Below are 14,640 nucleotides of genomic sequence, written 5' to 3' on the forward strand. Positions count from 1 at the left end.
TCAGTCCCAGTGTGGCCGTTCACCCTCTCAGGTCGGCTACGCATCGTCGCCTTGGTGAGCCGTTACCTCACCAACTAGCTAATGCGCCGCAGGCCCATCTACAGGTCACAGATTGCTCCGTGTTTCTTGATCTCAACATGCGTCAAAATCACTTATCCGGTCTTAGCTACCGTTTCCGGTAGTTATCCCGATCCTGCAGGCAGGTTGCCTACGTGTTACTCACCCGTCCGCCGCTAACTGTTCCCGAAGGAACAATCCGCTCGACTTGCATGTATTAGGCACGCCGCCAGCGTTCGTCCTGAGCCAGGATCAAACTCTCCATTAAGGTAGAACTTTGATTTGTACTCATTCCTTGCTGACGAGAATTTGCATTCTCTTTTACTGCTATTTTACTCACTCGTTGATTCAGTTTTCAAAGGACAAATGCTATTGTCATTCACTTATTTTGTTGCTTTAGCACATCACCGCTTTAACTGCTTTCTTTTAGCGGCGACTTCTTTAATATAACACAACTCCAGAAGTAAATGCAAGCTTTTTTTCTAAATAAAAATTCTTACAACATCTGGCCACTCCATCAAACAATCCATAACTTCAAAGCAATCAACATGACCAGTCCAGGTATACCAAGAACACTTATAGTTCCCACAGTTAAGGGATTTATAGGTACTTCCAACTGGGTGTAAGCTTCGAGCAGATTTACAATATACAATAAAAAAGCAGCTAATGCAACATTGAAACAAAGATATCCGAGCCATTGAAAAGCTTGTCTGTATCGAAATAAGATAATCATCAATAAAATTACCGAAATGCTAAGTATTCCCCACAATAAATACAGCTTCGTCATGTATGGTTTGTCACCATCCTATAGGTTTTGTACAGCCAGCTAATTCGCAAAAATGTATTTGACATACAGAGGCAGTTCCATTTACAAATCACCGTACCTTCGATTAACTGTACAACCTCATTTACTGTTACATACATCCCAAGCCGATAACTTCATCCTCTTAGCTTGTTTATACAACATGTCCAACCGCTTCTGGGAAGCTTCTAGGGCATAGATCGCATAATCAATCTGATCAGGTTCAATCACAATATCAAGACGATGTTGAGCCGTAATCCAATCCATACGCGCTTTCTCAATTTCCTGATGCAATTGTATCTTTTCACTGTTAAGAAGCTGCATATCCCTCCGCTGTTCACGCGTAGCACGATACCATATTCTCATACGATCCCTCCAAGCTTAAGCATACGAGTATAAGTTGACGCAAACCTGTCCAACAGCTATTCAGCAGCTAACGAAACATGTTTGTCCTATACTCCATACGTATGGCATCCACAGCATAAATAGAACTATGAACGCAACATAAAAAAGCCTTACAGGAAAAGACCTGCAAGACTTTTAGTTTGTTGTATTTAGTTTCACATCAAATGCGGGCTTATATTTCACGACGCCCTTCAAGGGATTTGGTTAACGTAACCTCATCCGCGTATTCCAAATCTCCACCTACCGGAAGTCCATGAGCAATTCGGGTAACTTTGAGCCCAAAAGAACGTACCAATCGAGACAAATACATCGCTGTTGCTTCTCCCTCGATATTGGGGTTGGTGGCTAGAATGAGCTCCTGAACCTGTTCGTCACCCAAACGCTTTAACAAATCAGCTATGCGAAGCTCATCCGGTCCAATACCTTCCATTGGAGAAATAGCGCCATGAAGGACGTGGTAATAACCGTTAAACTCCCGCGTCCGTTCCATAGCCACCAAATCCTTAGGCTCTTGAACAACACAAATGATGGAGTGATCTCTGCTTTTGTCCTGACAAATCCGACATGGATCCATGTCCGTAATATTACAGCATACGGAGCAGTAGTGCAGGTTTCTTTTGACATTAACCAATGCTTTGGCAAATTCGATACAATCCTCTTCCTTCATGCGCAGCACATGAAAAGCGTGACGTGCCGCTGTTTTGGGTCCAATACCCGGCAATCGGGAAAAGGCATCGATGAGTTTCGCGAGCGGTTCGGGATAAAACAAAGGGATAGCTCCTCATAGAGCCTGATCATAAAATCAGGACGCTTCATACATAAAACGCCTGTGAGACCACGCTCTTATAGTTTGATTAGAATAGACCTGGAATGTTCACGCCACCGGTTAAACGTCCCATTTCTTTGTTGGCAAGCTCTTCTGCTTTGGTCATGGCATCGTTAATGGCTGTCAACACAAGATCTTGCAGCATTTCAACATCATCAGGATCCACAGCTTCGGGTTTAATCAAGATTGAAGTTACTTTCTTTTGGCCATTCACGATAACTGTAACAACACCGCCGCCAGCTGTTCCTTCTACTGATTTAGTTGCCAACTCCTCTTGAGTCTTCAGCATTTGCTCTTGCATTTTCTTTACTTGCTTCATCATTTGATTCATATTATTCATTCAATTCAGCTCCTCGGTCAGTTAGGTGTCATTAAGCACTTCAATTGAAGTACCTCCATTACTAATTGCTTATCAATCCGGCTTGATTTCAACCAGGTCCGGGCCAAACAATTTGATGGCCTCGTCAATCCATTGTTCATTCGCAGGAGCTGAAGGCTCATCCTCAGGAATAAGCTTAAGCTCTTCTTTGCTTTTGATTACGTTTTTTGATTCATCTGCAGCAGCGTTCCAGTCCTTAAGCATAATGGTAACCAGCTTCAGCGGCCTACCCATAACTTCAGCTATCACCTGTTCAATCATTGGTTTGTTAGCCGGCTTCTCGGTCGTCTCCCGATGCATGGCGCTTTTGAAAGCAACCAGTACGTTATCATTATGCAGGGAGACTGGCTCCCCGTCTACGAGCCAAGCATGAATCGTTATTTTTTGCTCTTTAACGCGGGACAATACTTGCCCCCACCTTTGAAGCACGTTCTTGCATTCCGGTTCTTCCCTGCCAAGCAAATAGCCATCCAGTTTCTCAACGCTTTTCTTCATGGCAGCAGGGTTAGACGAAGTTCGCATTCCCGTCCCCGAAGGACTGCTGCTGTTCGAATTGGCAGTGGATGGTGCAACACCCTGCTTCACCAATTGCGCCAGCTGCTCCTCAAGACGTTGAATCCGACCGGTTAGCTGCGTTACCAGCCCATCCGACGTGCGTTCCCTGTGCGCCGACTCTCCAGTCGATTGCCCTGCGGCAGTCGACTCCAATACAGCAGCTGATCCTGAATCAGCCGCTGACACACTGCAAAGCTTCATCAAGGCAACCTCAAGCAGCGTCTGCGGCTGTACAGAGTACTTCATCTCTGTCTGATAATAATTGAGCGAGTCGATCATGGAAATGAGCTCTTGCGACGTAAACGCCGCCGCCACATTTACGAACGCGTTAACATCATGAATACGATCCGTAACAGCCTGCGAGTCAGGCACCATCTTTACCATCAGCAAATCGCGAAAATAGTAAAGCAGATTTTCCATGCATTTATCGGCGCTTTTGCCTTCTTGCATGAAGGCCTCGATTAATTGCAATACGGCTGCTACATCCCGACGTTTGATGGCTTCTACCAATATCTGAAATTGGTCCGATGCCATTCCTCCGGTAATCGACACAACATCTTCATACGTAACGAGCTTACCCGAAAATGCCATAATCTGATCCAACAAGCTTAACGCATCCCGCATCCCTCCATCGGATAAACGGGCAATAAAGCGGAGAGCGTTTTCTTCTGCCTCTATCTGTTCTTCTTGACATACCAGATGAAGACGTTCAACCTGTTCATCCAGCGAGACACGCCGAAAATCAAACCGTTGGCAGCGGGATATAATCGTCGCAGGCAGTTTATGTGGTTCCGTTGTAGCGAGTATGAACATCACATGGGGAGGCGGTTCCTCTAAAGTTTTGAGGAGGGCATTAAAAGCCTCTGTTGTCAGCATGTGTACTTCATCAATAATATACACCTTCTGGCGAACTTCGGTAGGTGCATACTTCACTTTGTCACGAATATCGCGGATCTCATCCACACCCCGATTCGAGGCGGCATCGATTTCCACTACATCCATCACAGCACCTTCCGTAATACGGATACAATTGGCACATTCGTTGCAAGGCTCGTCAGCAGGACCATTCATGCAGTTAACGGCTTTGGCCAATATTTTGGCAGCAGTCGTTTTCCCTGTTCCTCGCGGCCCGTTAAACAAATAAGCGTGCGTAACCCGCCCTTCGCGCAGCGAATTTTGAAGTGTTTGTACGATATGCTTCTGACCTACAATATCTCGGAAAGCCTGCGGTCTCCACGTTCGGTATAAAGCGATATGTGCCATAGCGTCAGCTCCAATAATGGTTCATCCTCTATAGTATACTACACTTACACGCGCTAATGAAGTACTTAAGGGTACGGTATTCCTACCGTAAACGTAGTACCAAAGCCTTTGGAGGAAACACGGATGTGCCCTCCTACATCATGAATTATCCTTTGGCACACGGAGAGACCCAACCCGGTACCTTCATCTTTGGTAGTAAAGAAGGGATCGAAAATTTTATCAATCACAAACATTGGAATCCCAGGCCCCGAATCATGGATATCGATGCTAACAATTCGTTCTTCCAAGTCCACTCTTTCCGTCACCACCAACTGCCCGCCATCTACCATAGCCTCGATGCCATTTTTGCATATGTTTAAAAATACCTGTTTTAACAGCTCACGATCCGCTATGACTTCCGGCAGCTTTTCTGCAGCATCATATCTGACAATCACTCTATGTAGTACAGCTTCATTATTAATGATCGGTAACATTTCTTTAATCACCTGAGAAATATCAAGCGATTGATAGGTCACGTTCTTAGGTTTGCTTAATAGCAGGAATTCGCTGACTAATTCATTAATACGATTAATCTCGCCCAGCATAATATCCGCAAACCCGCTTTCACGATCCATCCCTTGGACTTGAAGCGTTTTTCTTAGCATTTGAAGAAATCCCTTGATGGACGTTAATGGATTGCGAATTTCATGAGCCGTGCCCGCTGCAATCTGCCCAATCATCGCTAACCTGTCACTTCTGCGCACCTGCTCTTCCAAGGAACGCAAATTGGTGACATCTTTAAAAAAGATATACGCTCCGACAATATTGTTCTGCTCATCACGAAGGACATTGGAATCCAGCAGCAGCTCATACCGTTCTTGATTGTTAGTCCATGACAGCGCATGATTGCGAACGACCATGCCTTCTAAAAGGTTACGATGTACTAAACGGTGCTCCACAGGGAGGTCAACAAAAATACTGTCTAAAGATTGATTCATAACCTCTTCTTTGATCAACCCTAATACCCGGCATGCCATATCACTAATATCCACCAATTCAAAATCGGTGTTGATTAGAAAAACCCCCATATTGATATCCTTTAAAAAAGTGCCTGCAAATTGCTGTAATAAATTGAGTTCATGCTGCATCGCCCCACCCCTTACTACAAACCCAAGTTAACTTTAGTATACAATTCTCCTAAATATTTCATTTTCCTTCTGAAAATACAAAAAAACACTGTGATCCAGCTCATTGAAGCGGCTGTTCACAATGCTATGTTCGTTACAATTTATAGGTTAGATAAAATAAATATAACCGTGCACCTACTTTGATATTACGATCCAAGTGGAATTTCTAGTCTCGACTCAAGCCAGGCAACCCTTCGGCACATGAAACATCCTGCTTACGGCTGCTTCCTTCCGAACCTGACCGGATTCACAGGCATCCATTGCGAAGGACCCAGCTCTCAACACCGATTCTAAAACCCAAACCTCACATCGCAATACCGCATGTAGGCGATCAACCCCGCTGTAGCGGATTGCGGGTTACAGGGCACCGCTGCCTCCCCGTCTAGCACGGCAAACATAAGTATAGTCGATTCATTGCGAAATAGCAACCTGTCTTTATTTCCGGGAAACCGTAACCTTCATTGTGTACCTCGGCATAGCTTTGGTCAATTTGTCTTGGGCATCCCGTGCCACTGCAGCAGCTTCCTCAGCCGATAATTCCGCTGGAACATATATATTGACGGTTGCCACAGGTCCATTAATCCGAATATTGGAATCTATTACATGAGGTACCTGATCGATCGTCGCCTGCATCAGATTCGTGTCTTCCCCGTAGGTATGATAAGTTGGACTCATCGGCATGTTCGGATTCACATCACTGATCCCAAGTAATCCATCCTGGGCGTACGATTGTACCCTCGGCCCTGAATTCTGCTTTTGACAAGACGCAAGCGCGACGGGCATCATGAGCAAAGCACCTGTCAGCATCCATGAGAATAAAAGAGATTTGGACATAAAAACACCTCCTGCAGCTTGGTCTAAGAACTTACGGTCTTAGGTTTGCCACAGGAGGTGGGTTTATACAATAAAATTGTGGAAATAGGCCCAATTATACGCCGTATTTCTTTTTGAATTTATCAACACGTCCGCCAGCATCGATAAACTTTTGTTTACCAGTGTAGAAAGGATGGCAGGAAGAGCAAATTTCCGTACGAAGATTAGCTTTAACCGAACCTGTTTCGATAACATTGCCGCAAGCACAAGAAATTGTTGTGTTGTGGTAAGTCGGATGGATAGCTTCTTTCATTTCTTTCACCTCTTTTGCCCTGAAACACCATGTGAATCAGAGTTCTAATTGAACACATGAGCAAATTATAGCATGACTATCGAGACTGATGCAAGTGTCTTCTTTGCTTTAACGATTCAGGCAGATGCGTATAAGAGCCTAGAATGACATCTGGAAGCTCTTGCTCAAAAATTTCCAGCATTTGCTTCATACCAAACAGCTCTCCCTGTGCTTTGGGAATCAGCTGTAAATAGCTTTCCGGGTCAATATTCAAATTGCGCAGCTGAATCAGCTTCAAATCTGTACGACGCACAAACTCAATCATCGCTTCAATTTCTTCCTCACGATCCGTGACTCCAGGGAAGATCAAGTAATTGATTGAAGTGACCACACCCTTATCAGCAGCATAACGCAGCGATTTCTCGACATTTTTGAGGGTATAGCCGCGCGGCTTGTAATAAGCATTGTAATGATCATCCAGCGCACTGATCGTGCTGACTCTCATTAGATTCAAGCCTGCGTCTACAATACCCCGAATATGATCGGTAAGTCCGGCGTTGGTGTTGATATTAATGTAACCCATGTTGGTCTGTTGACGGACCCGCTTTATTGCCTCGATAATGGTAGGCGCTTGTGTAGAAGGTTCTCCCTCACAGCCTTGGCCGAAGCTCACGATGTTATCTGGCGTCTTCAAATGCCGGAGCATGACCTGTACGACCTCATCCACAGTCGGTTTGAAATTCATCCGCGTCTGTGGCGCTAGAAAGCCGCTATCATCAGGCTGCTCCGATATACAGCCAAAACAACCGGCATTACATGAAAATGACACCGGTATTGAACCTTCCAGACGGTTTAAAAATGTATTGGACGCTGTTAGACATTCATATTCCAGTGCGCATTTGGATAGATGCTGAAATACCCGATTGTCACCGTACTCCTGTAAAAACTGCTGTACCTGAACCTCCAGCTCTGCAGGGTCACAATTACGAGGATTCCAGGGTTCTGGATCATCAGTGGCATGCGCGGCCACATAAAACCCTCCATCTTTCCAAACGACAGCGGTATAACCGAATAAAGGAAGCAGCTTGCTCGCATCCGACTTCACATAGCTCGGTATAAGCAAACGTGTAAACCCTTGGGGTAAAAGCGCCCCTACCGCCTGTACGTTACCGGGAACAATTTGCATCTCTCCGGATTTCATATTAAGCCCGATCGGCTTTGTAAAAGGCAAGCTTACCATGGTTGCCCCTTCGGGCAATGGGATCAACTCATCCTCCATGATATCAGTTACCATATCCCCGTTGCGACCAAGCGCAATATAATCGGGATGGTCAAATAAATTCCCATCGAGGTCGGCGTAGACTAGATTCATAGCATTGTACTCCTAACCTGTTGGATTACGACGCAGAATTCTTCACACGTTTGGAAGTTGTAGTTGGCGTAGGGGACAATGAATCCTCCTCATGGCTTGAAGACAACTGAGCCGAACTTGCTGCAGAACTGCTGGTGCTTACGGATGACTTGCTTGCAGACGATGTAGTACTGCTTCTACCAGAAGATGACTTGCTTATCGTTGATGAGGGTCTACCGGCGGATGACGGCTTGCTGGTTGTCGGCGATTTGCTCACTGCAGAAGAAGCACTCACACTTCCATTAGATGACGGCTTACTTCCCATAGAAGATGAGGGGGAACCGTTAGTCGAAGGTTTATTTGCCAACGACGAGGAGCTGCTGCTAACCGATGATTTTCCAGAACCAATGCCCAGCTTCTCCAATGTATCCAAGAACTCCTGATTGCTTTTGGAATCAACCAGCTTCTTGATAAAAGCTTCCACATATTCATGAGAATCATTCATGCTTTTGCGAATTGCCCATACTTTATCCAGCACATCTTTGCTTAAGAGCATTTCTTCTCGACGTGTTCCTGAACGACGCATATCGATTGATGGAAAAATACGACGTTCCGCCAATTTACGATCCAGATGAAGCTCTAAATTACCTGTACCTTTAAATTCTTCATAAATGACATCATCCATACGGGAACCCGTCTCAATAAGAGCCGTTGCCAGAATGGTCAAGCTGCCACCCTCTTCAATGTTACGCGCTGCACCAAAAAACCGTTTGGGACGGTGAAAAGCACCTGGATCAATACCGCCTGATAACGTACGACCGGATGGAGGCACTACCAAATTGTAGGCACGCGCCAAACGTGTAATGCTGTCCATTAAAATGACGACATCTTTTTTGTGCTCAACTAAACGCATCGCCCGCTCAAGCACAAGCTCAGCGACCTTGATGTGATTCTCTGGAAGCTCGTCAAAGGTGGAGGCAATAACCTCGCCCTTAACTGAACGCTGCATATCGGTTACTTCCTCTGGACGCTCGTCAATAAGAAGCACGAACAGTTCGATCTCCGGATGATTGGTCGAAATGCTATTGGCAATTTCCTTCAGCAGCAAGGTTTTACCCGCTTTGGGAGGTGCTACGATCAAGCCGCGCTGTCCAAGTCCAACAGGAGCAAGCAAATCCATCAGACGCGTTGACAGATGCGTTGGAGAAGTTTCCAGCAGCATCTTCTTTTCTGGATATAAAGGGGTCAGAGCTGGAAAATGAAGACGCTCTGCAGCAGTCACTGGGTCTTCTCCATTGACGGCTTCTACCTGCAGTAATCCGAAATAACGTTCGTTTTCCTTAGGAGGCCTGCATTTACCTGATACCAGATCTCCGCTTCTTAAATCAAATTTACGAATCTGCGAGGCGGAAATATAAATATCCTCCGTGCTGGGCAGATAATTGATAGGACGTAAAAAACCGAAGCCATCGGATAATATTTCAAGAACACCCTGCATGAACATCAGTCCGCTTTTTTCTGCCTGTGCCCGTAAAATAGCAAATATGAGTTCTTTCTTTTTCAAAGTGCCGTAGGAAGGAATTTGATGTTTTTTTGCCAACTGATACAATTCAGTCAGTTTCTGCGCTTCTAATTGCGCTAGTGGTATATCCATAATCTCAGCCACCAAACTATTAAATTTGTACTTTTGTGAAACTCATTCTAGCATTACCCAAAAAAGTAGAGACTATACGATACTAATCCTGCTCACGCCAAACCTCTGCACCCAAGCTTGATAGATTGCTGACCAAATGATCATAACCACGATCGATATATTCGACACCGGTTATTTCGGTGACTCCGTCAGGAACCGTCAGTGCCGCAATCACAAGTGCAGCTCCTGCACGTAAATCAGTCGCTTTGACTTTGGCTGCGCTAAGCTTACCGCCTTCGATAACAGCAGAACGTCCTTCAACTTTGATCTTTGCACCCATCCGGGTTAGCTCTGGAACATGCTTGAATCGATTACTGTATACATAGTCACTCAGAATGCTGGTACCCTTCGTTTGTGTTAGAAGGCTAGTCATCGGCGATTGCAAATCAGTTGCAAAACCTGGATATACAAGCGCTGTAACATCTACACTTTCATAATCAGGCTTACCGACAACGCGTATAGATTCGTCCATTTCATGAATCTCTACACCCATTTCCTGCAATTTAGCCGTTACGGCCTCCAAATGCTTCGGAATGACGTTATCCACGACTACGTCTCCACGCGTCGCAGCTGCAAGGATCATATACGTTCCTGCTTGAATCCGATCAGGTATAATCGAGTGACGACAGCCATGCATGGAATCCACACCCTCAATACGGATGGTTTCGGTTCCCGCTCCTTTGATTCTCGCACCCATGGAATTTAAAAGCGTAGCAACATCTATAATTTCAGGCTCTTTTGCCGCATTTTCAATCAAAGTAACGCCTTTGGCTCTAGAAGCAGCCAGCATGATATTAATTGTAGCTCCAACACTAACTACATCGAGATAAATCTTTGCTCCACGGAGCTCTTTAGCTTGAATGCGCAACGAACCATTCTCCGTGCTCACACGCGCTCCTAATGCTTCAAATCCTTTGATATGCTGATCAATGGGACGCGGCTCAAAGTTGCAGCCTCCAGGTAGACCAATCGTTGCTTCCCCAAAACGGCCAAGCAGTGCTCCCATTAAATAATATGAAGCTCTCAATTTCTTAACATTTCCATTAGGCATAGGCTTGGAACACAGTGCGCTCGGATCAATAATCATTTGATCCCCCTGCCAAATTACGGGTGCATTCAACTCTTCCAACAGTTCTGAATAAATGGCAACATCACTTAATACCGGCAAATTATCTAACGTAACGGTTGTTTCCGATAAAATCGCAGCTGGTATCAACGCTATCGCGCTGTTCTTGGCACCGCTGATTTGGACCGTTCCCCGCAAGGGACGACCTCCGGTGACCATCAATTTCTCCATTCGTTTATCTTCCCTCCAAATGACTGCTGTCAAGCTTTACATAATGAGATAGGTAATGAGATAGGCGGTAAAACCAGACGGGTAAACATGCATATAGAAAGGAAACGCACCATGACGATGCATTTCCTAATGGAGACCTTAAGCTTGGTTAGAACTTCCGAACAATTGAATTTTGGATTTAACAACTTCAACCATGGCTTTGCGGGCAGGAGTGAGGTATTTACGAGGATCGTAGATTTTCGCGTCTTTATTAAGAGCTTCACGAATGGCATCCGTACATGCGACTTGATTCTCGGTGTTAACATTGATTTTGCCTACGCCAGCTGCGATCGCTTGACGAATCATTTCATCAGGCACGCCAGATCCACCATGAAGTACTACAGGTACTGGAATTGCACTTGCAACCTGTTGAATAATGTCGAAACGAATGTTAGGCTCGCCTGCATACATTCCGTGAGCCGTTCCTACTGCGATTGCCAAGCAATCCACACCTGTTTCTTCGTAGAAACGAATCGCTTCTTCCGGTTTAGCCAAGCTTGCATTTTCTTCGTCTACGCTGATATCATCTTCCACGCCGCCGATCGTACCGAGCTCACCCTCAACGGATACGCCCATTGCGCGCGCAGCTTTTACAACTTCTTTCGTTAAACGAATATTCTCTTCGAAAGAATGATGTGAGCCATCAAACATAACCGAACTGAAACCTGCACGGATACATTTCATAGCCACTTCGAAGCTGCTGCCGTGATCCAAATGAAGTGCAATCGGCAAGCCCGATTTTTTCGCTGCCGCTTCAGCAAGGGCAACGGTAAACTCGATACCCATATACTTCAAAGCTCCTTCACTTACACCGTAAATAAAAGGAGACTTCAATTCTTCAGCCGCATCTACGATCGCCTGGGCGAATTCCAAATTGTTCATATTGAACTGCCCTACTGCGTACTTGTTTGCTTTTGCTTTTGGCAATAATTCATTCATTGAAACTAATGGCATGTTTCTTCCTCCTAGTAGTTATTGACCGAGTCAAGTATCAAAGACCGCTCTTCTGTCATACTGCGTTATTATATCATAGTTTAAATGAAATGATAACCAAGCTGTCCCCTTTTCATAAGCACTGTATAAAAAAAGAGACCCTGTAATCAGGATCCCACTGCATATGAGCTATTCTTTGACTTTCCCAAATGGCTGTTAACCGCCTGTCGCAGCTCATCGATATCAAAGGGCTTGGTAAAGTGCATGATCGCACCCAGGTCCGTTGCCTCTTTGATCATATCCAATTCGCCATATGCTGTCATCATAATGACTTTAATCGAAGCATCAATGCTCTTAATGTGCTTAAGAATGTCCAATCCGTCCATACCTGGAATCTTCATATCCAGTAAAACCAAATCCGGAGAAGCACTTCTTACAATTTCCAGCGCAAGCTTTCCGTTCGACGCCTGATAAGTCTGGTACCCTTCGGTGCTGAATACCTCCGTCAATAAGATCCTGATCCCATTCTGATCATCTACAATGAGTAACTTCTTCATCCATACAGCCTCCCAAGTCCACGATCGTGATTGTCGGAATTCCGGCCTGTCCCATCGAGCATATCAAGATAAATTCGATACAAATATCGAGATTCCTGCTGCTTTTTACGAAAAAGTTGAAAAGTTTTACATTTCATGCATTTTCTGAAGATGGCGTGCAGCGGCGTGCTGAAGTTTGACAGTTACTTGCCATAGTTGGATATATGCTGTCGAAGGATGCTCTATGCTAACTATTTGCCATATTATCATTAAGCTTGCGATAATTTAAAAGCAGCCTCGACAAAATGCTTAAATAAACGCTGCGGGCGATTAGGTCTGGAAGCAAATTCCGGATGGAATTGTACAGCCAAAAACCAAGGATGTGTCGGACATTCAATGATTTCAACTAAACGTCCGTCCGGTGATGTACCGCTAATCCGGAAGCCCGCCTTTTCCATCACTTCACGATACTCATTGTTAAATTCGTACCGGTGACGGTGTCTTTCATACACAAGCTCGTCGTCGTAACATTGCATGGCAAGAGAACCTTCCACCAGCTTGCACGGATAAAGTCCAAGACGCATAGTCCCGCCCAAATTCTCAATATCCTTTTGCTCCGGAAGCAAGTCAATGACAGGATACGGCGTAGTCGGGTTAATCTCGGAGCTGTTCGCACCCTCCAGATTAAGTACGCTGCGTGCGTATTCGATGACAGCAACCTGCATACCCAAGCAAATACCAAAAAATGGAACGTTATTTTCACGAGCATAACGGATAGCCGATACTTTCCCTTCAATCCCACGGTCACCGAAGCCCCCAGGTACGAGAATACCTTGAACTCCTTGGAACAATTCCGCAACATTATGATCATAAACATCTTCTGCGTTAACCCAACGGATTTTCACTTCCGTGTTACAATCAATACCGGCGTGTCCCAAAGCTTCGACAATACTTAAATAAGCATCATGCAAAGCTACATATTTACCTACGATCGCGATTTCGGTCGTATGCTCTAAAGCCTTGACGCGATGAACCAGATTCTCCCACTCGGTCATATCCGGCGGATTGCTTGTCAATCCAAGATGCTTAACGACGATATCGTCCATGCCCTGCTCACGCAGCATCATCGGCACTTCATACAGCGTGTCCACATCATGACATTCAATAACCGCATTGGTATCAATATCACAGAAAAGCGCAAGCTTACGCTTCATATCATCACCTAGTGAATGCTCTGTGCGACAAACAATGATATGCGGTTGGATCCCCAAACCACGCAGTTCCTTCACGCTGTGCTGTGTTGGCTTGGTTTTGGCTTCACCAGCTGCTTTCAGATATGGAATAAGGGTAACGTGAATGTACATCACGTTGTCACGACCGATATCGCTTTTAATTTGACGGATAGCTTCAATGAATGGCAAGCTCTCGATATCGCCTACTGTACCGCCAATCTCGGTGATGACGACATCCGATTGTGCTTCACGGCCTGCGCGGAATACACGATCCTTGATCTCATTCGTAATATGTGGAATAACTTGTACCGTACCGCCCAAATATTCGCCTCTGCGTTCTTTGGTAATTACGGAAGAATACACTTTACCGGTTGTTACGTTGCTGTTCTTGGATAAGTTAATATCGATAAAGCGTTCGTAGTGGCCTAAATCCAAATCCGTTTCTGCCCCATCGTCGGTCACAAACACTTCTCCATGCTGATAGGGGCTCATTGTTCCCGGGTCCACATTAATATAAGGATCGAACTTCTGAATCGTTACTTTTAAACCGCGGTTCTTAAGCAATCTTCCAAGCGATGCCGCTGTGATGCCCTTTCCCAGTGAGGAAACCACGCCCCCCGTAACGAAAATATACTTCGTCATGTATGTAATACCTCCCTTATGATTTACCCTCCCAAACCCTCCCTACAGGAAGGGCCCCAAAGGGCTTGAGCTGATTCTGTCGAAGCTGATTTCTTACAAAAACCCATGCCTCTGGACTCCCTGATTGGGGCCAGACTGCAATGTATGATGCTGGCTTGTCCTTACAGGACACGCTTAACGTCGGGCGCACTGTCTATTGATGATCATGTTCTCTATGCGGGTTGCTTTCGTCCTTTCGGACATGCTTTACTCTCCGTGGTGCAGTAAGCCAGAGTATACACTGGCAAAATTCCGTTCAAAAAAAAATAAAAAGTCCCCCGGCAAAGCGGGGCACTTTATAGTTATAATTGAATAGCTTT

At 45.3% G+C, this 14,640-nt stretch carries 13 protein-coding genes, 1 rRNA gene, 1 other RNA gene and 1 pseudogene; all 16 read right to left on the reverse strand.

What is annotated here, in order from left to right; all coding sequences use genetic code 11:
- Window positions 1–325 (reverse strand): 16S ribosomal RNA (locus BM210_RS23075); the annotation flags it as partial.
- A gap of 249 nt (window positions 326–574) precedes the next feature.
- Window positions 575–844 (reverse strand): pro-sigmaK processing inhibitor BofA family protein, encoded by a 270-nt coding sequence (locus BM210_RS23080; protein WP_091173998.1) that lies wholly within the window; start codon window positions 842–844, stop codon window positions 575–577.
- 117 nt (window positions 845–961) lie between these two features.
- The gene (locus tag BM210_RS23085; protein ID WP_091174001.1) at window positions 962–1,225 is read right to left on the reverse strand and encodes a DUF2508 family protein; all 264 of its coding nucleotides are present in this window, start codon (window positions 1,223–1,225) and stop codon (window positions 962–964) included.
- 211 nt (window positions 1,226–1,436) lie between these two features.
- Window positions 1,437–2,033 carry a recombination mediator RecR gene (recR, locus tag BM210_RS23090; RefSeq protein WP_091174004.1) on the reverse strand — a complete coding sequence of 199 codons (597 nt, stop codon included), beginning with the start codon at window positions 2,031–2,033 and terminating at the stop codon, window positions 1,437–1,439.
- An 85-nt stretch (window positions 2,034–2,118) separates the two neighbouring features.
- Window positions 2,119–2,430, reverse strand: a complete 312-nt coding sequence (locus BM210_RS23095; protein ID WP_091174006.1) for a YbaB/EbfC family nucleoid-associated protein — start codon at window positions 2,428–2,430, stop codon at window positions 2,119–2,121.
- 72 nt (window positions 2,431–2,502) lie between these two features.
- On the reverse strand, window positions 2,503–4,287 hold the full coding sequence (dnaX, locus tag BM210_RS23100) for a DNA polymerase III subunit gamma/tau (RefSeq protein WP_091174009.1): 1,785 nt from the start codon (window positions 4,285–4,287) through the stop codon (window positions 2,503–2,505).
- A 65-nt stretch (window positions 4,288–4,352) separates the two neighbouring features.
- Window positions 4,353–5,414, reverse strand: a complete 1,062-nt coding sequence (locus BM210_RS23105) for an ATP-binding protein (RefSeq protein WP_091174011.1) — start codon at window positions 5,412–5,414, stop codon at window positions 4,353–4,355.
- Between the two features lie 166 nt (window positions 5,415–5,580).
- Window positions 5,581–5,844: signal recognition particle sRNA large type (ffs, locus tag BM210_RS23110), an RNA gene on the reverse strand.
- Window positions 5,845–5,888: 44 nt separating this feature from the next.
- Window positions 5,889–6,287: a hypothetical protein gene (locus tag BM210_RS23115; protein WP_091174014.1), complete on the reverse strand. Its 399-nt coding sequence runs from the start codon at window positions 6,285–6,287 to the stop codon at window positions 5,889–5,891.
- 94 nt (window positions 6,288–6,381) lie between these two features.
- Entirely contained in the window at window positions 6,382–6,579 is a 198-nt protein-coding gene (gene rpmE / locus BM210_RS23120) for a 50S ribosomal protein L31 (RefSeq protein WP_076237230.1), read from the reverse strand.
- A 76-nt stretch (window positions 6,580–6,655) separates the two neighbouring features.
- Window positions 6,656–7,930: a radical SAM family protein gene (locus BM210_RS23125; RefSeq protein WP_091174017.1), complete on the reverse strand. Its 1,275-nt coding sequence runs from the start codon at window positions 7,928–7,930 to the stop codon at window positions 6,656–6,658.
- Window positions 7,931–8,330: 400 nt separating this feature from the next.
- A pseudogene (gene rho / locus BM210_RS23130) lies at window positions 8,331–9,563 on the reverse strand (transcription termination factor Rho); the annotation flags it as partial.
- A gap of 82 nt (window positions 9,564–9,645) precedes the next feature.
- Window positions 9,646–10,899 carry a UDP-N-acetylglucosamine 1-carboxyvinyltransferase gene (locus BM210_RS23135; protein WP_091174019.1) on the reverse strand — a complete coding sequence of 418 codons (1,254 nt, stop codon included), beginning with the start codon at window positions 10,897–10,899 and terminating at the stop codon, window positions 9,646–9,648.
- A 138-nt stretch (window positions 10,900–11,037) separates the two neighbouring features.
- Window positions 11,038–11,892 (reverse strand): class II fructose-1,6-bisphosphate aldolase, encoded by an 855-nt coding sequence (gene fba / locus BM210_RS23140; protein WP_091174022.1) that lies wholly within the window; start codon window positions 11,890–11,892, stop codon window positions 11,038–11,040.
- A 146-nt stretch (window positions 11,893–12,038) separates the two neighbouring features.
- The gene (locus tag BM210_RS23145) at window positions 12,039–12,428 is read right to left on the reverse strand and encodes a response regulator (RefSeq protein WP_091174025.1); all 390 of its coding nucleotides are present in this window, start codon (window positions 12,426–12,428) and stop codon (window positions 12,039–12,041) included.
- A 248-nt stretch (window positions 12,429–12,676) separates the two neighbouring features.
- Complete coding sequence (locus tag BM210_RS23150; RefSeq protein ID WP_091174027.1) at window positions 12,677–14,281, reverse strand: CTP synthase; 1,605 nt, start codon at window positions 14,279–14,281, stop codon at window positions 12,677–12,679.
- Window positions 14,282–14,640 lie beyond the last annotated feature (359 nt).

Origin of the sequence: Paenibacillus sp. 1_12 (genome assembly GCF_900114475.1) — a bacterium.
Classification (GTDB): Bacteria; Bacillota; Bacilli; order Paenibacillales; family NBRC-103111; genus Paenibacillus_S.